17 protein-coding genes are annotated in these 20865 nt (G+C 61.9%); 11 read left to right on the top strand and 6 right to left on the bottom strand.

Going from position 1 to position 20865, the window contains the following annotated elements; all coding sequences use genetic code 11:
• Nucleotides 1-153: 153 nt before the first annotated feature.
• Nucleotides 154-3738 carry a hypothetical protein gene (locus AC07SI_RS03200; RefSeq protein ID WP_495005077.1) on the top strand — a complete coding sequence of 1195 codons (3585 nt, stop codon included), beginning with the start codon at nucleotides 154-156 and terminating at the stop codon, nucleotides 3736-3738.
• A gap of 63 nt (nucleotides 3739-3801) precedes the next feature.
• Here the strand turns inward: AC07SI_RS03200 and AC07SI_RS03195 are convergent, their stop codons facing one another.
• Genes AC07SI_RS03195 through AC07SI_RS03175 form a run of 5 tightly spaced genes read right to left on the bottom strand, consistent with a single transcriptional unit; the run spans nucleotide 3802 to nucleotide 8208 of the window.
• A complete protein-coding gene (locus AC07SI_RS03195) occupies nucleotides 3802-4563 on the bottom strand; it encodes an ABC transporter permease (RefSeq protein ID WP_201144764.1) in 762 nt (253 codons plus the stop codon).
• Nucleotides 4560-5759, bottom strand: coding sequence for an ABC transporter substrate-binding protein (locus tag AC07SI_RS03190; protein ID WP_213553755.1), 1200 nt, complete (start codon nucleotides 5757-5759; stop codon nucleotides 4560-4562). The genes AC07SI_RS03195 and AC07SI_RS03190 overlap by 4 nt, the downstream gene beginning before the upstream one ends.
• Nucleotides 5746-6549 (bottom strand): ABC transporter ATP-binding protein, encoded by an 804-nt coding sequence (locus AC07SI_RS03185; RefSeq protein WP_495005076.1) that lies wholly within the window; start codon nucleotides 6547-6549, stop codon nucleotides 5746-5748. Before AC07SI_RS03185 ends, AC07SI_RS03190 begins: the two co-directional genes overlap by 14 nt.
• Nucleotides 6546-7607: an acyl-CoA dehydrogenase family protein gene (locus AC07SI_RS03180; RefSeq protein ID WP_495005075.1), complete on the bottom strand. Its 1062-nt coding sequence runs from the start codon at nucleotides 7605-7607 to the stop codon at nucleotides 6546-6548. Before AC07SI_RS03180 ends, AC07SI_RS03185 begins: the two co-directional genes overlap by 4 nt.
• A 40-nt stretch (nucleotides 7608-7647) precedes the next feature.
• Nucleotides 7648-8208: a carboxymuconolactone decarboxylase family protein gene (locus tag AC07SI_RS03175; protein WP_065908152.1), complete on the bottom strand. Its 561-nt coding sequence runs from the start codon at nucleotides 8206-8208 to the stop codon at nucleotides 7648-7650.
• A gap of 102 nt (nucleotides 8209-8310) precedes the next feature.
• On the opposite strand from AC07SI_RS03175, the gene AC07SI_RS03170 reads away from it, so the two are divergent.
• Nucleotides 8311-9213, top strand: coding sequence for a cupin domain-containing protein (locus AC07SI_RS03170; protein WP_495005074.1), 903 nt, complete (start codon nucleotides 8311-8313; stop codon nucleotides 9211-9213).
• Here the strand turns inward: AC07SI_RS03170 and AC07SI_RS03165 are convergent.
• Entirely contained in the window at nucleotides 9210-10121 is a 912-nt protein-coding gene (locus AC07SI_RS03165; protein WP_495005073.1) for a LysR family transcriptional regulator, read from the bottom strand. The genes AC07SI_RS03170 and AC07SI_RS03165 overlap by 4 nt on opposite strands.
• 117 nt (nucleotides 10122-10238) lie before the next feature.
• On the opposite strand from AC07SI_RS03165, the gene AC07SI_RS03160 reads away from it, so the two are divergent.
• From AC07SI_RS03160 to glgA, 9 genes are all read left to right on the top strand, one after another.
• Nucleotides 10239-11234: an aldo/keto reductase gene (locus AC07SI_RS03160; protein WP_495005072.1), complete on the top strand. Its 996-nt coding sequence runs from the start codon at nucleotides 10239-10241 to the stop codon at nucleotides 11232-11234.
• Nucleotides 11235-11396: 162 nt separating this feature from the next.
• Nucleotides 11397-12956, top strand: coding sequence for a M91 family zinc metallopeptidase (locus AC07SI_RS03155; protein ID WP_495005071.1), 1560 nt, complete (start codon nucleotides 11397-11399; stop codon nucleotides 12954-12956).
• Between the two features lie 173 nt (nucleotides 12957-13129).
• Nucleotides 13130-15124, top strand: a complete 1995-nt coding sequence (locus AC07SI_RS03150; RefSeq protein ID WP_106803712.1) for a methyl-accepting chemotaxis protein — start codon at nucleotides 13130-13132, stop codon at nucleotides 15122-15124.
• A gap of 78 nt (nucleotides 15125-15202) precedes the next feature.
• The gene (locus tag AC07SI_RS03145) at nucleotides 15203-15661 is read left to right on the top strand and encodes an SRPBCC family protein (RefSeq protein ID WP_065908138.1); all 459 of its coding nucleotides are present in this window, start codon (nucleotides 15203-15205) and stop codon (nucleotides 15659-15661) included.
• Nucleotides 15662-15772: 111 nt separating this feature from the next.
• Nucleotides 15773-16219, top strand: coding sequence for a DUF411 domain-containing protein (locus AC07SI_RS03140; protein ID WP_213553761.1), 447 nt, complete (start codon nucleotides 15773-15775; stop codon nucleotides 16217-16219).
• 3 nt (nucleotides 16220-16222) lie between these two features.
• A complete protein-coding gene (locus tag AC07SI_RS03135; RefSeq protein ID WP_106803710.1) occupies nucleotides 16223-16666 on the top strand; it encodes a YqaA family protein in 444 nt (147 codons plus the stop codon).
• 45 nt (nucleotides 16667-16711) lie between these two features.
• Nucleotides 16712-17725 (top strand): alpha/beta fold hydrolase, encoded by a 1014-nt coding sequence (locus AC07SI_RS03130; protein ID WP_495005070.1) that lies wholly within the window; start codon nucleotides 16712-16714, stop codon nucleotides 17723-17725.
• A 26-nt stretch (nucleotides 17726-17751) separates the two neighbouring features.
• Complete coding sequence (locus tag AC07SI_RS03125) at nucleotides 17752-18705, top strand: D-2-hydroxyacid dehydrogenase family protein (RefSeq protein WP_495005069.1); 954 nt, start codon at nucleotides 17752-17754, stop codon at nucleotides 18703-18705.
• Between the two features lie 589 nt (nucleotides 18706-19294).
• Nucleotides 19295-20848 (top strand): glycogen synthase GlgA, encoded by a 1554-nt coding sequence (glgA, locus tag AC07SI_RS03120; protein ID WP_065908128.1) that lies wholly within the window; start codon nucleotides 19295-19297, stop codon nucleotides 20846-20848.
• The last annotated feature ends 17 nt before the right edge of the window (nucleotides 20849-20865 follow it).

Raw genomic sequence — 20865 nt, 5'->3', positions numbered from 1 at the left:
AATTCTCTGATTTATCGACACTCGGTCTTACACACAGCAGTCCCCTCAGGAGGAACCTCGGCGGGTGTTTTCCACACCCAAAGAGGCGCCTGAGGAACAGGGAACCTCCTAATGACAGGCGCTTTTCTTGGCAAGTCAAAAAGGTACCCACCGATGTCAATATCTGCCTATACACCTCCCCACCAGCCCAGCGCTGAAACTCTCCCGCTTCCCACTCCCGCTGCGACACCCGCATTATTGGTCAGCCCTGCGCCGACACCTCAGCCTTCAGAGGACGCCGACCAGACACCTACAGGGCGCCAGCGGCGCTCACCCACCGACACCAGCCATACCGGGCTGGCACGGTCCCTGGCGGACAAGCAGAACCTGCGGACCTTGGGACAAAAGCTCAACGAGATAGCCGCCCGCCTGGGGGTGAACACCACGCCCCAGGCAATCATCTCGGCGCTGACGACCGCTCTCATGGATATTCATCCGGCCTCAACCTACGCCTCGCAAGTAGACACCGCATCGACGCTTGAAGACTTCATCACCGACTACGGGTTGAAAACGCCCAACAGCCATTTTGCCCTGAGCGCGCTGGCCGACGCGGTGCTCGACCGCTCCATGGAACACCCACTGGGCAACTTTGGTGGCGCGCTGTCCTGGCCAGTGCCGTTGAGTAGCCAGGCGCAGCGCACGCTGATGGAAAACGCGCGGCTCTATGTGACAGAGCATCCGAATCCCCCACCGATGGTGACAAGCCAGGGGCTTCTGGAGTATTTGAACAGCAACCAGCCACTGTCTGCCGAGGCCCTGAAGGACCCGGCAAAGGCACTGGAAGCACTCCTTGGCACCGCGCGTGCGCAAGGGTTGGGCCAAGCCTTGCAGACTCAATTGAACGGGATTGCGACCGATACCAGCGTAAACGACTACACGTTGGCGGCGATGAATTTGTTTCTGGACCCGACATCGATTGCTGAGCCCAATAAAACCAAGGTTGCTGGCTTCGATCTGGTCCAGCAAAGTCATTGGGGCAAACCCGCTTCCACGATAGTGGACAACCTCAGCAAGCATTTGGAGACCAAACGCTACACCACATCTGGAATGGCCAAGGTCGGTGCTTACCTGCTACTGGCCAGGACAGCCCCTGAACTGCTGATCAAAGATATCCCCGCCAATGTCACCTATGGCAGCCCTGCCTGGGTCAGCCTGTCGATCGCAGCGGCCACGATAGAACACCAGGCACCTGGTAAGGTGCCCAATATGACCTTTGCCCAAGTCATGCTGGAGGCCGAAAATGCCGGCCTGCAAAACCTTGCCATGACCCAACAGGCACAGACCGCTGCGCTGCGAGTCTGGGGGGTGGTCAACGGCGTGCTTTCTGAAACAGAGGCTGGCCGTTACAACACCACCGACGTTGAGAAGGTCAGGAGTGCCTTCAATCAGCAGGCACGCATGCGCGTCGACGCCAGCAGCCAGATTGAGGCCCCTATTCCCAGCCGCAAGGAAATTGCGCTGGCCAAGCTGAAAGAACGGTTTGGCGAGAACGTACCTTTTGAAGAGAAACTCCTGACGGTCAAGCAGACCGTGCAGCCTCACGCCCAGCCGCTCTACGACCCCAATCGCGCGCCCGCCGGCCCGCATTCGCTGCTGGATATCGCCATGAGCGGCCTGCACCAGTATGAATGGGAGTCCACCGATGATCGGATCGTTGAGGCGACACGAGGCAAGTCCCTCAATCTGGAGGTGAAAACCGAGTTCGACACTCAATTCACCGCTGCCATCGACCAGCGCAAACAAGGCCTCAAGACGGCCGTCAAACAGATGATTGCCCAGCTTCCTCTGCCTGACAGGGAACAATTCGAATACGGCAAGCTCGAGTTCTTTCAAAATCATACATACCAGTTGGGCCTGGGCTTTACCGATCGAACCCTCGCAGAAAAAAACCAGGCGTTGCTGGTCAAAACCACGGGGGTAGACGGCGAAAAGGTCTATGAGATCGACTTTAAACGGGGGTCCATCACCGCGGTGCCGAACACCGTCCTGACTCAAGAACGCGAGCGCGAAGCCAACCGTGTCTTCCCGATAGAGTCGTTCAAACCCTCCGATACCGTTGCCGCAGCCCTGGCTTCAGGCGGTCAAGCGAGCGAGCCACGCGCCACCCCCAACAGCTTTGCAAGCACGCGAACCCAGGCCATTGCCGATGCTTTTGTCGAACACCTGGAGATTGATAACAACGATGTGGTCAAGCAGGCCAAGGGCACCACGACGTTCGACAAGCAAATGGAAACCGAGGGGAAACTGGCGGATTTTTTTCTCGACCTGATTCCCCTCAGGTCGGCGATCGTCAACTTTCAAAACGGTAACCACCTGGACGGCGCAATCGACCTGGGCATGGATATCTTCGGGTTTGTCACCGCCGGCGCGGGGAAGGTTGCCAAGGTCGGCGCTAAAGCTGCCGGCGCGGCGAGCAAGGCCTTGAAGGTCGCGAAAATTCTCGGAACCACCGTCATCAGTGAACTCAACCCGCTGGGTGGGCTCGGCGACCTGGTGGAAGGTGGCGCCAAGCTGATCGGCAAGGGTGTGGACAAGATCAAGGGCGCGACAGACTCCTTGAACCTGGCCAATGCAATGAGCCGCGAACATGGGCCCCTGACGTACGGTTCGTTCAAGTACGGAGGCCAGACCTACGAGGCCGACACCATCCTGGCGAATGGCCAACGCTATGCCTACGATCCGGTCCAGATGAGGCCTTACGGCACCCCGTTGGACGACTTCAACCCTCTGGATGCAATGATGCCGCCCTCGCCGAGGATGGAGGGCGCCATAGGACGGCCAGGTAACGCCCGGTATAACCCCATCGACCGGCAGGGCCGTCACGTCCCCACCGCGCCTAAAACCGACCACTTGCCTGACGCAGAGTACGTAACGAGCATCAACGGTGCGCGCAATGACGCCCATTTCACCCCCAGCAGAAAAGCCGCGACCCGCGAAAAGTTTAGTCGGGAAATGGACGCCTTCTACCAACGCATGGCCTCTGGCGAACTGCCAGCGCGGCCGACCATTCCCGAGATTCCCAAAAGCGTCACACCTTCACAACTGATCGAAAAAGCGCTGGACGCGGCAGATGGGGTGGTCTTTGGTGACGTTCACAAAGACCTGGCGAGCTTCCAGACACTGTTCGACAACGTGGACACCTTCAAGCAAAAAGGCGTGAAGAAGCTGTATATGGAAGCCACGTTTTATGACGCACAGATGAAGCTCGTCGACGACGGCATCGGCTACCTTGGGGATGGCATAACCCCACGGTTTCCCTCTTTCAATCAACTGGTTAAAAAGTTTTCCGATGCAGATATAGAAGTCGTGCCGCTGGACCATTGTTACTTGACCCGGCACAAGGATGAACGCGAGCTGTACAAGCAAGCGATGAAGGCCCAGGACTTTGTGCCAAGGCTAAAGGAATTCAACTACTACGCCGCGCAGACCATCCGGCAAAACTCCGCGGGCGAAAAATGGATTGCCTTGGTGGGCAACGCCCACATGAAAACCAGCCAAGGTATCCCGGGCGTGGCAGAGTTGACGGGCAGCATCGGTGTCGGGGTGTTTAAAAGGACCGATCCGGGGCCAAGCCTCGGGCTCAGGAAAACCAATCACGTGCCTGATCCAGCCCAGCGTTTGAAACCGGATGATCTGCCTGGTGACCTGCACATCTTCAAACAGGAAAAAGCGTCACCCAGGAATTCAGTGGCGGCGTAAGCCGGGTCGATGAGCCGACCCACGAAAGCCCGGCGAAATGCCGGGCTTTCGTTTCAGGGCCTGTCAGCCCGCATGCACCCATCGCTGATGCAACCCGCGTGCAAGCGCATCCAGCGCGAACCCCAACACCCCGATCAACAGCACCATCGCCATCAGTTCCGAATAAGCCAACCGATCACGCGTATCCAGGATGTAATACCCCAGCCCCGCACTGACCCCGAGCATTTCGCACGGCACCAGCACGATCCACAGGATCCCGATGGCCAGGCGCACGCCGGTCAGCACATGCCCGACCACCCCGGGGATGATCACGCGGCGCAAGGTTTCCCAGCGCGTGGCGCTCAGGCTCTGGCTCAATTGCAACCAGCGCGGATCCAACTGACGCACGCCGGCTGCGGTATTGAGCATAATCGGCCACACAGCGGCAAAGGCCAGCAGGAAGTAGATCGGCGGGTCCCCTACCCCCATCAGCATCACCACGATGGGCATCCAGGACAACGGCGAGATCATCCGCAGGAACTGGAACGCGGGCGTGGTCGCCGCCTCCAGGTTGCGCGAACTGCCCACCAGGAGCCCGAGTGGCACCCCCACCAGCAAGGCCAGGAACAGCCCGACAAAAATGCGCTTGAGGCTGACGGCGATGTGCAGATACAGCTCACTCCGCCCGAGCAATTCCCCCAGGCTGGTGAACGTCGCCGCCAGCGAAAAGCGCGCGGACAGGCCGTCCGCGTCGCCCAGTACCTTCACCCCCAGCCACCAGAGCACCAGCAAGCCGGCCAGGCCACTCAACCCGAGCAACCAGCCCGGGACTCTGCGGTTGTTCAAACGCCAATCTCCTCGGTCCGCTCAAAGCCGTCCGGCAAGCCAAAGGTCTTCATGCCGCCCACCGCCTCGATGGCGTTGCGCACGAAGCGGTCGTCCACCAGGTCCTTGGCCACGAAGGCCGGGTCGAGGTCTGCGAGGAATTTCTTGTCGCCCTCGATCAGCGTGTCTTTCAAGCGCCGCACCAGTTCCTCGGTGTAGCTGGGGAACGGATAGGGCTGGAAGTCGATGCGGTGCTCATCCCAATTGGCGTGCTGGATAGCGCCATCGGCCAGGTAGGCCGCGCGGTCGCCGGCCGCCGGGGCGAGCACTTTGCTGAGCACCGGTTCGGCATGCGGCGTGTAGCGGTTCGGGCCGTCCTTGGACAGCAGTTTCACCGCCTCCTCGCGGTTGTCGCGGGTCCAGACCTGGGCCTTGACGATAGCGTTCACCACCTTCTGCGACCATTCCGGGCGGTTGGTCAGGTCATGTTCATGCATGAACACCACGCAGCACGCATGGTTGCGCCACACGTCACCGGTAAAGCGCTGCACGCGGCCGACCTTGAGGTTCTCCGCCAAGGCGTTGAACGGCTCGGCGACGATGTAGCCATCGATGCGCTTGCTGGCCAGGGCCGGCGGCATGTCCGAGGGCGGCAGCACGATCAGGTTGACCTCGTTCGCGGCAATCGCACTGCCGGCCGCACGGGCGACCGGGGTCAGGCCGTTGTCGCGAAACAGCTGCTGCACCACCACGTTATGGATCGAATACCAGAACGGAATCGCTACCGACTTGCCACCCAGTTGCTTCACCTCAGTAATGCCCGGTGACACGGTCAGGCCCGAACCGCCGACGTGGTTCCACGCCACCACTTTGGCCGGTACCTTGCTGCCATAGCGCGCCCACACGGTCATGGGGGACAGCAGGTGGATCACGTTGACCTGGCCCGAGATAAACGCCTCGATCACCTGCGCCCAACTGCGCAGCAGCACCGGGCGTTCGGCCTTGATGCCTTCGGCTTCGAACAGGCCGTTGTTGTGGGCCACCAGCAACGGCGTGGCGTCGGTGATTGGCAAGTAGCCGATGCGTACCGGCGCATCCGGCTCGCTGGCGGCGCGCGCCTGCAGGCTGCTCAACAGTGGCAACGCGCCGGCGGCGCTGAGTACGGCGGACAGTTTGAGAAAATCACGGCGCGAGTGAGTCAGGTCATCCAGGCACATGGCAGGGCTCCGGCAGGTCAAGGGGGTTGGGTTGGGGGCGGCTCGCCTGCCGTAGGGTTTTGAGAATCTCGATGCGCAGCGTGCCGATGGCTTCCACCTGTTCTTCACGCGGCTGCGGCAGGTCGATCAGCCATTCGCCCAGCGTCCGCGCCGGGCGGTTGCCCAGTAGCAGGATGCGGTCGGACAGCAACAGCGCTTCATCAATGTCATGGGTGATCAGCACCGCCGCCGCGCCTTGCTCGCGATTGACCTTGAGCAACAGGTGCTGCATGTCCGCGCGGGTAACCTCGTCGAGGGCGCCGAATGGCTCATCCAGCAGCAATACCTGCGGCTGGCGTGCCAGGCAGCGCGCCAACGCCGTGCGCTGCGCCATGCCACCGGACAACTGCGCCGGAAACTGCTGGCGCGCGTGCTCCAGGCCTACCGCCGCGATGGCGTGGTCGACGCGGTGGCGGCGCTCTTCAGGGCTGAGGTGCGGCTGGCGGGCGAAATCCAGGCCGAAGGCGACGTTCTTTTCCAGGCTCAGCCAAGGCAACAGGCTGGGGTCCTGGAACGCCACCGCGACGCGTGGATGCGGGCCATTCAAAGGCTCGCCGAGCACACGTACGCTGCCGCCTTGAGGCGCTTGCAAACCGGCCAGCACACGCAACAGGCTGGACTTGCCAACACCACTGGGACCCAGGATCGACACCACTTCGCCAGGCTGCAACTGCAGGTCGAATCCCTGCAATACCGGGCCACTGGAATACCCCAGGCAAATCCCCTGGGCCGTCAATACCGCCGGGCTCATAGGTTGGCCTGACGCTGCAACTCGGTGCGCAATTGCACCAGGCTCGGCGTGACGATCGGCACGAAAGCCGACTCACGCCAGCGTCGCGCAAACCCACTGCCATGCGCGGTGAGATAGGCCTTGCCGCCGCTGGCCTGCAACTCCAGCTGCACAGCGCTGGCGGCGGTTTCGGCCAGGGCGATGCGCAGCTTGAACAACGGCACCGGCTCGGCGGCAAAGCGCCCGGCCAACAGGCCGCTCTTCAGCTCGCTGACTAAATGATCGAGGGTCACGCGCGATGTCTCGAGTTCTTCACGCAACACCGTACGGCTGGCCCCCAGATGGTTGGCCACTTCAGCCAGTGAGCGCCGCGCCAGGCCGATCGACATGCCGCACTGCAGGCCAAGGAACGCCGGGCGTACCGCTGGCAAAAACTTGCGCGCATCGTCATGCAGCAACCAGTCGCGGCTCAGCTCCACGCCTTCCAGGCCCAACGCCGCGGTGTTGCTCGATTGCAGGCCGAGCAACTCCAGGTCGCGCGAGCGCTGCAAGCCGGCCACCGAGTCCGGAATCGCCAGGATAAACGGTGCGCCACCACCGGCATGTTCAATCGCCGCAGCGGCAACAAAGCCGTTCTTGCGCAGGTTGGTCACCCAGTGCAGGCGACCGTTGAGGGTCCAGCCGTGGTCGTTGGGCTCGGCGCTGATCTGCAACGTCTCGATGCCCGACAAAAACTTCATCGCATTCGACAACCCGGTCGCCCCCGCCAGCTTGCCGCTGAGCAGGTCCGGCAGCAGTTGCTCGCGCAGCCGCGCATTCGGGCTTTGCAGCAAATACTCGATAAACGACCGCTGGCCCCAGCACACGAAAGCCGCCGCCAGCGAATGGCTGGCGACATTGGCGATGGCCTCCACGGCGCCGGCCACATCACCGCCCAGCCCGCCGAGTGCCGTAGGCACACCGATACGCAATACATTGGCTTCTGCCAGCCGTGGCAGCACTTCCTGTGGATCGCAACTGCCCACATCCAGGGCCTGCGCTTGAACATCGAGCCAACGGCTCAAGATAGGGTCAAGCATTCATGTTTCTCCTTGTTAACGCAGAGGGACCATCGCCACTTCAGCTGGCCGGTTTTTCCCAACGGTATTGCGCCAGCTCCGGGTTCAGCGGGGTACGGGCAAACACGTTAGCGAAGTTGCACAGGGTTGCCAGGCTGACGCCCAAAATAACTTCCAGGGCCTGGCCTTCGGAGTAGCCTGCCGCACGGAACGCGTCATAACCGGCATCGCTGACATCGCCGCGGGTGGCGATCACTTCACGGGTGAAGGCGGCGAGTGTCTCATACCGCGCATTGGGTAATTCGCCACGCTGGCGCAGCGCCTCGATCACCGCCTCCGGCAGCTTGGCTTTGTTGCGCGCCACGGCGGTGTGACCGGCAACGCAGAAGTCGCAGCCATGGGTCGTCGCGGCAATCAATTGCACCACTTCACGATCAGCCAGGCTCAGTTCGGCCTTGGCGTTCAGGCCGGACACGGTGATGTAGGTTTCCAGCGCCGCCGGAGCATTGGCCAGCACCGCCAGCAGATTAGGAATGAACCCCGAGCCTTTCAGCGCGTTTTCGAGGAAGGGTTTGGCCGCATCCGGGGCGGTTTCGGGGGTGAGCAGCGGTACACGGGACATGGAGTGGTCTCCTGGGGGGTTGGTGTAACCAGTCTGTTGGTTATAAAAAAACCCCTCAATAGGCTAAAGTAGCGATTACTTGCTCTTGAGTCTTTCCATTAGATGAATTCGTCCAGTGCACTTGTCGATTGGTTATTAGACAGCCTCGAACTCAACACCAGCCTGTTCCACGTCGGGCGTTATTGCGGCGACTGGCACGCCAGTACCCACGGCCTGGCCCGGGCCAGTTTCCACCTGATCGTGCAGGGTCAGTGCTGGTTGCACATCGATGGCGAGCCCACCCCGGTGGCGCTGGACAACGGCGACGCGGTGTTCCTGCTGCGTGACCTTGAGTATCGACTGTCGGGTGAGGCCACGGCGGCGGGCGCGCAGGAATGCCCGCGTCGCCCAATGGAGCCGCTGGACAGCAGCGCCACCGACGGCGTGGGCTTGGTCTGCGGGTTCTTCCATTTCCAGTCCGGCCTGTCGGCGATGATTGTCGACACCCTGCCCGCCTGGATCGTGCTGCGAGCCGGCGATCCGTCACTCACGGCTGCACGCAACCTGTTCGACCTGATCCTGCAAGAATGCGCACGCACTCCGCCCTCTTCCGCCTTGCTGGAACGCCTCTGCCATCTGCTGTTCCTGTATGTGCTGCGCCAGCAGGTGCTGGATAACACCGAACTTGGCGGCCTTGCCGCGCTGGCCCGGCAGCCGACATTTGCGCATTTGCTCGAGCAATTGATCGCCCACCCCGAGCAACCCTGGAGCCTGGAAAGCATGGCCGCCTGCACCGGGCTGTCGCGCTCGGCGTTTTTCAAGCGGTTCAATGAACTGTGCGGGCAATCGCCGGGGCAAGTGCTGCTGATGATGCGCGTGCGCCATGCCTGCCAACTGTTCAAGCAGGACCAGACCGTGGCCGATGCAGCGCTGGCGGTGGGGTATCAATCAGTGGCGGCGTTTACGCGCGCGTTTCATAAGGTCACCGGGCAGCAGCCCGGCGCTTACCGCAAGGCCCAGGCTTAACGCTGCAACCCAGTGCCCGACCCGGCGCAGAGTTCCACCAGCCAATCAATGAACACCCGCACCCGTAGCGACAATTGCCGATGCGGCGGGTACAGCGCGGTCAATGCCATCGGCGGCGGCGTAAACCTCGGCAACACCTCCACCAGCCGACCTTCGGCCAGTGAGCGCCTGGCGTGATAGCACGGCGCCTGGATCAAGCCATAACCCGCCTCGCACGCGGCGAAATAGCCATCGGAACTGTTCACCGCCACAACCTTGGGCAGGTTGACCTCGCGCAGTTCGCTGCCCACCTGGAACTCCAGGCCGAAGCATTTGCCACTGGCACTGGAGACATACTCGACCATCTGGTGCCCCGCCAGGTCGTCCCATGTCACGGGTGTACCAAAGCGTTCGAGGTAACCGGGGCTGGCCAGAGTAATCTGGTCCATCATCGCCAGTGGCCTGGCGACCAGCGATTCATCCAGGGCCGGGCCACCGCGCAACACGCAATCCACGCCTTCGCGGATCAGGTCCACCGTGCGGTCGTTGAGGCCGATTTCCAACTCGATCTGCGGGTAGCGCGCCGTGAACGTCGGCAGCGCCGGGATCACGATCAACCGGCCGATACCCGAGGGCATATCAACGCTCAAGGTGCCGCGCGGGTTCTGCCGGCGCGTGGAAAACACTGCCTCGGTTTCCTCAAGGTCGGCAAGCAATTGCACGCAGCGCTGGTAGTACGCCGCACCGTCCAGGGTCGGGCTGACCTGGCGCGTGGTGCGCTGCAGCAGTTGGACGCCGAGGTGCGCTTCCAGTTGCTTGATGAGGATGGTCACCGAGGCGCGTGGCAATTGCAGGCTGTCGGCCGCCTTGGCAAACCCGCCCAATTCGACGATCCGGGTGAACACACGCATCGCATTAAAACGGTCCACGGGCCGGCTCCTGGCTGATTATTTAGAAATTACGAATAGTGATAGTGCTTTTAGCCGGTTTATCAAGGTTTTGTCGAGGATGACAATGGAGCCCTTCCCTACCCAGGAGCTGGACCCATGCACACTCGTCAACTCGGTAAAAACGGCCCGCACGTCTCCGCCATCGGCCTCGGCTGCATGGGCATGACGGATTTCTACACCACCGGCAGTGATACCCAGGAGGCCGTCGCCACGTTGCATCGCGCGCTGGAACTGGGAATCAACTTCCTCGATACCGCCGACATCTACGGCCCGCACACCAATGAGGCACTGATCGGCAAAGCCATCGCCGGCAAGCGCGACCAGGTGTTCCTGGCGAGCAAGTTCGGCATCGTGCGTGACCCGGCGAATCCGGCATTGCGCGGGGTCAATGGCCGGCCCGAATACATTCGCAATGCTATCGACGGCACCCTGCAACGGCTGGGCATCGACACCCTGGATCTGTACTACCAGCACCGTATCGACCCCGACGTGGCCATCGAAGAAACCGTCGGCGCCATGGCCGATCTGGTCACACAGGGCAAGGTGCGTTACCTGGGGCTGAGCGAAGCGTCTGCCGTCACACTGGAGCGCGCCCATCGCGTGCACCCCATCAGCGCCCTGCAAAGCGAGTATTCACTGTGGAGCCGCGACCAGGAACTCAACGGCTGCCTGGCTGCCTGCCAACGCCTGGGCATCGCCTTTGTGCCGTACAGTCCATTGGGCCGGGGGTTTCTCACCGGCGCGCTGAAAAGCCCGGATGATTTCGCTGCCGATGATTACCGCCGTTTCAGCCCGCGCTTCCAGGGCGACAACTTTGCGAAAAACCTGCTGCTGGTCCAACAGGTCCAGGCACTCGCAGCCGAAAAAGGCGTAACGGCCGGGCAACTGGCACTGGCGTGGGTGTTGGCACAGGGCGAATTCATTCTGCCGATCCCCGGCACCAAGCAGCGCAAGTACCTGGAAGAAAACGTCGCCGCCGTCTCGCTGACCCTCAGCACCCGCGAGCTGGCCGCGCTGGAGGCGATCTTCCCGGCCGATGCCACCGCCGGCCTTCGTTATCCCGAGGCGGTAATGGCGATGCTGGATATCTGACCGCCAAACCCACGGGGCGCCTGGAGGGAGGCGCCCCCACGACGAAACGTTTGGCACTCAATCGGCCCCGGGCGAGAGGAACGTTTGCAGGCGCGATGCCACGTAAGAGCAGCCCTGATGCGTCATCAGGGGCGCCTCAAGAGTCGATAAAAAGGACCTGTCATGATATCCACGCCATCCAACCCCTCGGCAACCCAGCCTTACGCCCAGCTACCCAAGCCTCCCGAGACAGCCACCTCGCCCTACACCCCACCGACCGACCTCAAGCCAGACATGGTTAACCGCCGGACACAGGTGCTGTTCGACGAAGGTGGCACCAAAATCAGCCGGTCAATCGACTGGGACCCCAGTGACCCGAAAAAGCCGCAGATCCTGAACAATTTCCTGCACGTAGAAACCGGTGATCGCGCTGACCGTGTCCATGTGCGCAATTTACCGAATGACAAGCTGCAGATCACAATCAACGATAAACCGCATGTATTCGACGTCAAAAGCAAGGAAGACCGCGAGCAGGAGCTGGCGATCGATACCCACGGCGGCGACGACACGGTCATCATCGACGATGACGTCAAGCTTCGTACAAGAGTGGAAGGCGGTGATGGTGAGGATCGCATCCAGGCTGGCGGCGGTCGCAGCAGGCTGTTCGGAGGGCGTGGCAACGATGCCCTGGTGTTGGGCAGTGGTTTGGGTTATGCCGCCGGCGGCGAGGGCGACGACACGATCATCGGCGGCAGCGGCAACGGCGTGATGTACGGCAACAAGGGCAATGACCTGCTCATTGCGGGCTCTGGCCCCGCCACCAAGCAAACCTACATGGATGGTGGCGACGGCGACGATGTGCTTTTCTCCGGCAGCGGGCACACCGTTGCACATGGTGGCAATGGCGATGACAACTTGGTCGGGAACGCACGCACGACGTTCTACACCGGCAAAGGCAAAGACAGCATTTGGAACAACCAGTCCAATGACCGCATCTACGCCAAGGCCGGGGATAGTTTCGACCGTACTCAAGGATCGGCTTTCACCGAGGTCAAACCCAGCAATGCCGGCAACCGCGGCTTCAGCGTGGACGCCCCACCAGAAGTCAACGAGGACCAGGCACAGGAGTTCAAGCAGAGCGTCGCCGACGATTTTGAATTTCTGCGCAGTTCACCCACGGGGCAACAGGCACTCAAGCGAATGGATGAGCTTGCGGCAATAAATGGCGCCAAGGTCAGCATACGGCCGATCAACCACGGCGGTAACGAATACCTGTTTGGCAGCACTGGACTGGAAAACATGACACCTGAGGAGTCCGAAAGCGCAGGCGAAGGGGCCTTCGGAACGATCACCAATGGCGTGCCCGGTGCCCGCGCCGATCGCGGCATCATTCACTTTGACTCGCCGGCTACGCTCGAAAACGCCGACCGCACCAACACACGGATACCCGCCACCGCTCTCTTCGGTCAGGTGGCCTCCGCCTACAATGGCGCAACCGGTACATTCCTGCCGGGGGAAACCCGCGAAGCGCCGGGAGAATCGGGTCTCGCCAGGAATGAAGTACGTCAAGCCATTGGCCTGCCCAGCGATGCCGAACCTTTTGATTTCGACAATGACCCCTCGACACCGCCGAGCACTGTCAATCCGAGACCGTTTACCGAAAACGCCCTGAATGAAGAGATGGGCAAACCCTTGAGGAAGACCGTCTTATGGTCACCTAGCGATCAAGGTCGTGGGACGTAGAGCGGCGCCTCAATATCGGTTCCTACACGGAGCGCGGCGGGTAGTCGGCCTCGCTCTGGTCAGCCCCAGCTATTTAGCACCATCGTACCTAAAGCTCCGCCCATCCACGCCGATAGCCCTACGAAGCTCCAAAAAGCCGCGTCGACAATAAACGCTTCGTAAGGACGAATCCCATGCCCCCACTGCGCTCCATTCAAACTCGCTACACCCTGTTTCTGGTGCTGTTCGTCCTGGTGTTATTGGTCTTGACGGTCGTGGGTATCGGCCAGTTGGTTGCGCCGAAGCTGCAGTACACCGAGGAACAGGTGGTGCTCAACCGCATCAGTGAAGTGGCCGAGCAGATCCAGGGCGAACTGAACAAGGTCCAGGCCCAGCAACGCAGCATCACCCAGACCATTGTGCTGCTCGACAGCGATGCCATCGACAAGGTCCTGCCCGGCCTGGTGGACCAGTACGGCGAGCTGAAAGTCTTCGGCGGCGGCATCTGGCCGCTGCCCAACCAGCGCACGCCGGGGCGCAACAAGCACAGCACGTTCTGGCACCGCGATGCGTCGGGCAAGCTCGTAGTGAACACGTTCTGGAACAGCGACCCTGCCCCCAATTACTACGACCAGAGCTGGTACAAGGGCGGCCTCGCCGCGCCGCGTGGCCAATGCGCCTGGGCTGCCGCCTATAAGGACGACGCCAGCCAGGAGCCGCGCACCAACTGCGCCATGGCGATCCAGCGGGACGGCGCGGCGTATGGCGTCGCCACCATTGACGTGACCCTGGGCTTTTTCAACGCGCTGGTGGCCAGCAAGGAAAAAGACATCGGCGGGCAGATGCTGATCGTCGAAGGCGACGGCAAGATCATCAGCAACAGCACGCGCCTCAGTGGCCCGGTGGTGTTGAAGAACATCAGCGAACTCACCGGCACCTCGGCATTTGCCGCCCAGGTCAGCAAAGCCCTGGCCCACCGTGACCAGGCCTTGCAGCGCAGCGAGTTCGACAACCAGGGCGTGGCCAGCACGTTCTATATGCGCCCCATCGAAGGCACGCCGTGGTTCCTGGCGACCGCCCTGCCCACCTCGTTGATCACCGCCCAGCGCGACGACGTGCTCGGCAGCCTGGCCCTGGTGCAAATCCCCATGGTGCTGCTGTTGGTGCTGCTGGCGGCCTATGCGATCCGCCAACTGGTGCAGCGCATGAACACGCTGAAAGCCAATATTGACGCGTTGTCCGCCGGTGACGCCGACCTGACGCGACGCATCACCATCCGCGCTGAAGACGAACTCGGCGCCATCGGCCACTCGGTCAACCGCTTTATCGTGTACCTGCAAAACATGATCGGCGAGGTCACGCAGGCCACCGGCGCCATGTCGTCGGGCCTTGAGCAACTGCAGAAAACCTCGGCGCACACCAACCAGATCCTGGTGCGCCACGCCTCGGAGACCGACCAGACCGTCACCGCCATCACCGAGATGAGTTCCACCGCCGACACGGTTGCGCAGAACGCAGCAGAAACCGCCTCGTTCACTCAACGCGCCAACGAACACGCCGACCGTTCCCGCGTGGTGGTCGGCGAAGCCTCCAGCAGTGTCAGCGCCCTGATCGGCGAAGTGGCCAGCGCCACCCACACCGTGGAGAACATGCGCCAGGACGCCGCGCGCATCACCGAAACCCTGGGCGTGATCGGCGCAATTGCGGGCCAGACCAACCTGCTGGCCCTCAACGCCGCAATCGAAGCGGCACGGGCCGGTGAACAAGGCAGGGGGTTTGCCGTGGTTGCCGACGAAGTCCGAGCACTGGCCGCGCGCACCCAGGCCAGCACCTCGCAGATCAACGAAATGCTCGCGCGCCTGACTACCGGGGTGAGTTCGTCGGTGGCGGCCATGGAAAACACCCAGGCCAGTTGCCAATCGGCGGCGGATGCCACCGCGCGGGTCAACACCGGCCTGGACGAGATGGCAGGCTCGGTCAGCCATATCAACAACCTCAGTACGCAGATCGCCACGGCCGCCGAGCAGCAAAGCGCGGTGACCGAGGAGATCAACCGCAGCATGGTGCAGATCCGACATATGGTCGAGGAACTGGTGCAGAGCGGCCATGCCACGCAAACCAATACGCAGACCCTGCTGGACGCCAATGGACGCGTGATTGCCTTGATGGGGCGTTTCAAGGTGAGCTGATAAATGGCCTGGATACTCCCGTGCAATGCGCGGGAGTCGGACTATTCTGACAGTTCACAGCCACACAGGAGGTGTGCCATGCGCGCTGCAGAGCAGTCAGTCCGCTTGGAGCGGATCAGTCAGGAACGCTTTATCGAGGCCCCCATCGATGCCGTCTACGACTATGTGACCCAGCCGGATCGCTGGCACGAATGGCACCCCACATCCCTGAGTGCCGACACCGGCACCACCGGTTCACTCCCCGTCGGCACGCGCTTTACCGAAATGATCGACCTCTTGGGCGTGCGCGTGCCCATGAGTTACCGCGTACAGGTCGCCCGCCGCCCCGGCGAGTTCAAGACCGTGTTTACCTCCCTCGCCGTCGATGGCTCCATTCACTACTTCCTGCAGCCGTTTCGCGGCGGCACGCTGTTCAAGCGCGTGCTGACCTATGAGACCGAATTGCAGCTGGCCACCCTGCATGAGCGCATGATCGAGTTGTCCGCGATTGCCCTGGACCAACTCAAGCATCGGCTGGAAAATCCGCCCTTCGTATAATTTTGAAACATTACCGCGAAGGTTGCTCGCCGGTGGGCGCTGGCTTGCCTGCGATGACGTCGTCATGATCGCCGCCATCCCAATCGCCACTTCCTGCTTGCGAGCCTTTTGATGAAAACCACCCTGCGCCTGGCCCTGCTGTCGGCCCTGTTCACCACCACGCTGGCCCAGGCCGCCGACCTGATCCCCATCGACGTACACCGCGACGCCAACTGCGGTTGCTGCAAGAAATGGATCAGCCACCTGGAAAGCAACGGCTTCAAGGTCAATGACCATGTCGAAGCCAATATGAGTGACGTCAAGCAACGCCTTGGCGTGGCGCCGCGCCTGGGCTCGTGCCACACCGCCGTGATCGACGGCAAGTTTGTCGAGGGCCATGTGCCCGCCGAGCAGGTCCTGGCGCTGCGCAAGCGCGACGACTTGCTGGGAATCGCCGCACCGGGCATGCCCATGGGGTCGCCGGGCATGGAAGTCGAAGGTCGCAGCGAGGCGTATCAGGTCATCGGCCTGACCCGCGACGGCCAGGATGTGGTGGTGGCCGAGTACCCGGCACACTGACCGATGCTTGCCGGTTACCTGGGGCTGTTTCTCGCCGCGTTTGGCGCCGCGACCCTGCTGCCCCTGCAATCCGAAGCCGTGCTGGTTGGCCTGCTGCTCAGCGGGCATTACAGCCTGTGGTGGCTGCTGGTAGTCGCGACGCTCGGCAATGTGCTGGGGTCGGTGCTGAACTGGCTGCTCGGGCGCGGGGTGGAGCGCTTCAAGCACCGGCGCTGGTTTCCGGTCAGCGACCCGCAACTGGCCAAAGCCCGGCACCATTACCAGCGTTGGGGGCACTGGACGCTGCTGCTCAGTTGGGTGCCGATCATCGGTGACCCGCTGACGCTGGTCGCCGGGGTGATGCGCGAGCCGTTGTGGCGTTTCCTGCTGCTGGTGACCCTGGCCAAGGGCGTGCGTTACGGGGTGCTGGCAGCCCTGACCTTGCAGTGGGTGTTAATCCCCACTTAATCGCCTCCCAACAGCATCCAAGACATCTTGTCTGGAGCCCCGCCCATGCCTCTGATCCGCACCTTTTGCCTTGCCGGCCTGCTCACCGCCAGTGTCACCCCGGTGTTCGCAGCCACTGAAGGCCCAGCCTACGGGCCTGAACTGCAAGGCTTTGCGTACCCCTATCCGCTTGAGCACTTCAACTTCCAGTCCCAGGGCAAGTCCCTGCAGATGGGCTACATGGACATCCCCGCCACCGGCAAGGCCAACGGGCGCAGCGTGGTGCTGATGCACGGCAAGAACTTCTGCGGCGCTACCTGGGAAGGCTCGATCAAGGCCTTGAGCGAGGCCGGTTACCGGGTGATCGCGCCCGACCAGATCGGCTTCTGCACCTCCAGCAAGCCTGATCATTATCAGTACAGCTTCCAGCAACTGGCGCAAAACACCCATCAACTCCTGGAAAAGCTCGGCATTCACCGGGCGACCATTATCGGCCACTCCACCGGCGGCATGCTCGCCACCCGCTACGCCCTGCTCTATCCGGCCCAGACCGAGCAGCTTGGGCTGGTGAACCCGATTGGCCTGGAAGACTGGAAAGCCCTCGGCGTGCCGTACAGCAGCGTCGACCAGTGGTACCAGCGCGAGCTTAAACTCAGCGCCGAAGGCATTCGCAAGTACGAACTCAACACCTACTATGTAGGGCGCTGGAAGCCCGAATACGACCGCTGGGTCGATATGCTCGCCGGCCTCAATAAAGGCCCGGGCCATACCCAGGTTGCATGGAACTCGGCATTGATTTACGACATGATCTTCACCCAGCCGGTGTACTACGAGTTCAAGGACCTGCAGATGCCGACCCTGCTGTGGATCGGCACCTCGGACAACACCGCGATCGGCAAGGACCTGGCGCCACCGGAGGTCAAGGCCAAGCTCGGCAACTACGCGGTACTCGGCAAGCAGGTGGCCAAGCTGATCCCGCATTCCACCCTGGTGGAATTCCCGGGCCTGGGCCATGCACCGCAAATGGAAGAACCGGCACAGTTCAATAAAGCATTGTTGCAGGGCTTGAACGCCCTTTAATCCAACCTTTTTCGAGGCACGCGTGAATGTCGGTACAGATCGCAGTCATTGATGATTGGCAGAAGGTAGCCAGTGGCGTGGTGGACTGGTCGGTGCTGGAGTCGGTAGGCCAGGTGCATTTCCTGCACGACTACCCGGCGGACACCGCCACTCTGATCGAGCGGCTGCAGGGGTTCGAGGTGATTTGCGTGATGCGCGAGCGCACCACTTTCGACAAGGCCCTGCTGCAGGGCTTGCCCCAGCTCAAGCTGCTGGTGACCGGCGGCATGCGCAACGCGGCCATCGACATCCCGGCGGCCAAGGCGCTGGGCATCCAGGTGTGTGGCACCGACAGCTACAAACAGGCCGCGCCGGAACTGACCTGGGCACTGATCATGGCCTCCACGCGCAACCTGGTGGCCGAAGCCAACTCGCTGAGAGCGGGCGGCTGGCAGGTGGGACTGGGCGGCGACCTGTATGGCAAGACCTTGGGGATCCTGGGGCTGGGCAGCATCGGCCAGAAAGTCGCGCAGTTCGCCCAGGTGTTCGGCATGCGCGTGATTGCCTGGAGTGAAAATCTCACGCCGGAACGCGCAGCCGCCTCGGGCGTGACGTGGGTCAGCAAACGCGAGTTGTTTGAACAGGCCGACATTCTCACCATTCACCTGGTGCTCAGCGACCGCAGCCGCGGCCTGGTGGATGCCGAGGCGCTGGGCTGGATGAAACCCAGCGCACGCCTGGTGAACACCGCGCGCGGTCCGATTGTGGATGAGCAGGCACTGGTACGGGCCCTGCAAAACGGCCAACTGGCCGGCGCCGCGCTGGATGTGTTCAGCGAAGAACCGCTGCCCGCCGACCATCCGTTTCGCCAACTGGACAATGTCCTGGCCACACCGCACGTGGGGTATGTCAGCGAGCAGAACTACCGGCAGTTTTACCAGCAGATGATCGAGGACATCCAGGCCTGGGCCAATCAGCCCCCCCTCCGACTGCTCAACTGACAGGGGAGCAGCAGTTCTCCCATAGCAAACACACTTGATGAGGGAACCCCTCCCCCTAAGCAAGCCGCTCCCCCCAGCAAGCCGCTCCCCCTGTGGCGAGCAGGCTTGCCCTGCGTTGGGCTGCGCAGCAGCCCCAAAACCTGCCCCCCGCCCAACCTGATGCACCCCACGCACCACATCGGAGCACTTCACCGTCACACCCTGCAACCCTACCTCCGCCTACCCGCCCACCAACCCCACCCCCGTTTTCCCAGCTTTGCATATCGTTACAAGTATTTTGTCCTACAAAAATCCCCCACAAACCCTACAGGCTCTAGGATCTGTCCTAGATTGATGACCGATGGGTCCGTTTCAAAACAAAAACCCCGCGAAAAAATCGAAACTTTCCAACTCTGCCATAGGTCAGGTATAGGGTAAGGCGCGCACAAGCGGTTCACACCAGATGCCGTCTATCCATTCTTTTTGAGCTAACCGTGCAACTGGCATACGCCTTGCCAGTTTGTCATTGCGCTTGTGCGCCTGGCCGCAGGATGCGGTCAACGGAGCTAGTGGCAGCGGGCCACTAGCCGACCAACACGTGGAGAGAACTATGATCAGTGCCGCTGCAAGTATTCAAGGAGAGCGTGTTAGTCAGCCAGTTGGCGGGTCGACAGCTTTAGTCGACCTCAACACGGTGCGGCCGGTCCCGAGTCATAATCCCAATCGCAAGAAAGTCCTGTTCGTCACCTCCGAATTCGCCGACCTGGTCAAGACCGGCGGCCTGGGCGACGTGTCTGCCGCCCTGCCCCGTGCCATGGCGCACCTGCACGATGTGCGCGTGCTGATCCCCGGCTACCCGCAGGTGATGGAGAGTGATAACCCGATCCATATCATTGGTGAACTGGGCGGCCATGCCGCACTGCCGCCGTGCAAGATCGGGCGCATGGACCTCAAGGACGGCCTGGTTATCTATGTACTGATCTGCCCTGAGCTTTATGAGCGCGAAGGCACGCCCTACGGCGCCAATAACGGCCGAGACTGGCCCGACAACCATATTCGCTTCGCCCGCCTGGGCCTGGCCGCCGCCGACATGGCCGCCAACCTCGCACAGATCCACTGGTGCCCGGACCTGGTGCACGCCCATGACTGGCCCGCTGGCCTGGCCCCGGCCTATATGCACTGGCGTGGGTCACGCACCCCGACCCTGTTCACCATCCATAACCTGGCCTACCAAGGTGTGGTCAGCCTGGCCTCGACGCCGGAGCTGGGCATTCCACCCCACGCGCTGCAACAGGAAGGCATGGAGTTCTACGGCAAGATGTCCTTCCTCAAGGCCGGCATGGCCTACTCGAGCCATATCACCACCGTGAGCGCGACGTACGCCCAGGAAATCACCACCCCGGAATTCGGCTGCGGCCTCGACGGCTTCCTTGCCGCCAAGACCCAGCAAGGCCTGCTCAGTGGCATTCCCAACGGCATTGATGAAAGCTGGGAAACCTCCACCGACACGCACCTGACCCACAACTTCAACATTGGCGACTGGGAAGGCAAGGCGATCAACGCCGGCCACGTGCGCGAATTGTTCGGCCTGCATGACTCCACCGGCCCGCTGTTCGCCGTGGTCTCGCGCCTGGTCTACCAGAAAGGCCTGGACCTGACCGAGGCCGTGTCGAGCTTTATCGTCGAAAACGGTGGCCAGATCGCGATCATCGGTCGCGGCGAGCCCGAAGAAGAGCAAGCCATGCGTGAATTGGCGCTGCGCTTCCCTGGGCAGGTCGGCGTGCGTATCGGCTTCAACGAAACCGACGCCCGCCGCATGTTCGCCGGCAGCGACTTCCTGCTGATGCCTTCACGCTACGAACCCTGCGGCCTGAGCCAGATGTACGCCCAGCGCTTCGGCTCGCTGCCGGTGGCACGCAACACCGGCGGGCTGGCGGACACCATCGAGAATGGCGTTACCGGGTTCCTGTTCAATGAATCCACGGTAGAAAGCTACGAAGAGGCGCTGAGCCGCGCGTTCCGCGTGTTCGCCAACAAGGGCCTGCTCAATGCCATGCGCAGCCGCGCCATGACCCAGCCCTTCAACTGGTGCCAGGCGGTAGAACCCTACGCCGAACTGTATGAACAACTGGTGGCCAAGGCCTTGGGGAAATCGACTAAATAATCAAGGGAGGTCTTCAT

Source organism: Pseudomonas sp. GW821-FHT05D12 (genome assembly GCF_059419825.1).
This window is presented reverse-complemented; position numbering and strand designations above follow the sequence as displayed.

Bases quoted from the DNA above. Each gene is read 5' to 3' on its own strand.
- AC07SI_RS03200 (WP_495005077.1), top strand. From the start codon at position 154: ATGTCAATATCTGCCTATACACCTCCCCACCAGCCCAGCGCTGAAACT.
- AC07SI_RS03190 (WP_213553755.1), bottom strand. From the start codon at position 5,759: ATGTGCCTGGATGACCTGACTCACTCGCGCCGTGATTTTCTCAAACTG.
- AC07SI_RS03185 (WP_495005076.1), bottom strand. From the start codon at position 6,549: ATGAGCCCGGCGGTATTGACGGCCCAGGGGATTTGCCTGGGGTATTCC.
- AC07SI_RS03180 (WP_495005075.1), bottom strand. From the start codon at position 7,607: ATGCTTGACCCTATCTTGAGCCGTTGGCTCGATGTTCAAGCGCAGGCC.
- AC07SI_RS03175 (WP_065908152.1), bottom strand. From the start codon at position 8,208: ATGTCCCGTGTACCGCTGCTCACCCCCGAAACCGCCCCGGATGCGGCC.
- AC07SI_RS03170 (WP_495005074.1), top strand. From the start codon at position 8,311: ATGAATTCGTCCAGTGCACTTGTCGATTGGTTATTAGACAGCCTCGAA.
- AC07SI_RS03160 (WP_495005072.1), top strand. From the start codon at position 10,239: ATGCACACTCGTCAACTCGGTAAAAACGGCCCGCACGTCTCCGCCATC.
- AC07SI_RS03155 (WP_495005071.1), top strand. From the start codon at position 11,397: ATGATATCCACGCCATCCAACCCCTCGGCAACCCAGCCTTACGCCCAG.
- AC07SI_RS03150 (WP_106803712.1), top strand. From the start codon at position 13,130: ATGCCCCCACTGCGCTCCATTCAAACTCGCTACACCCTGTTTCTGGTG.
- AC07SI_RS03145 (WP_065908138.1), top strand. From the start codon at position 15,203: ATGCGCGCTGCAGAGCAGTCAGTCCGCTTGGAGCGGATCAGTCAGGAA.
- AC07SI_RS03140 (WP_213553761.1), top strand. From the start codon at position 15,773: ATGAAAACCACCCTGCGCCTGGCCCTGCTGTCGGCCCTGTTCACCACC.
- AC07SI_RS03135 (WP_106803710.1), top strand. From the start codon at position 16,223: ATGCTTGCCGGTTACCTGGGGCTGTTTCTCGCCGCGTTTGGCGCCGCG.
- AC07SI_RS03130 (WP_495005070.1), top strand. From the start codon at position 16,712: ATGCCTCTGATCCGCACCTTTTGCCTTGCCGGCCTGCTCACCGCCAGT.
- AC07SI_RS03125 (WP_495005069.1), top strand. From the start codon at position 17,752: ATGTCGGTACAGATCGCAGTCATTGATGATTGGCAGAAGGTAGCCAGT.
- glgA (WP_065908128.1), top strand. From the start codon at position 19,295: ATGATCAGTGCCGCTGCAAGTATTCAAGGAGAGCGTGTTAGTCAGCCA.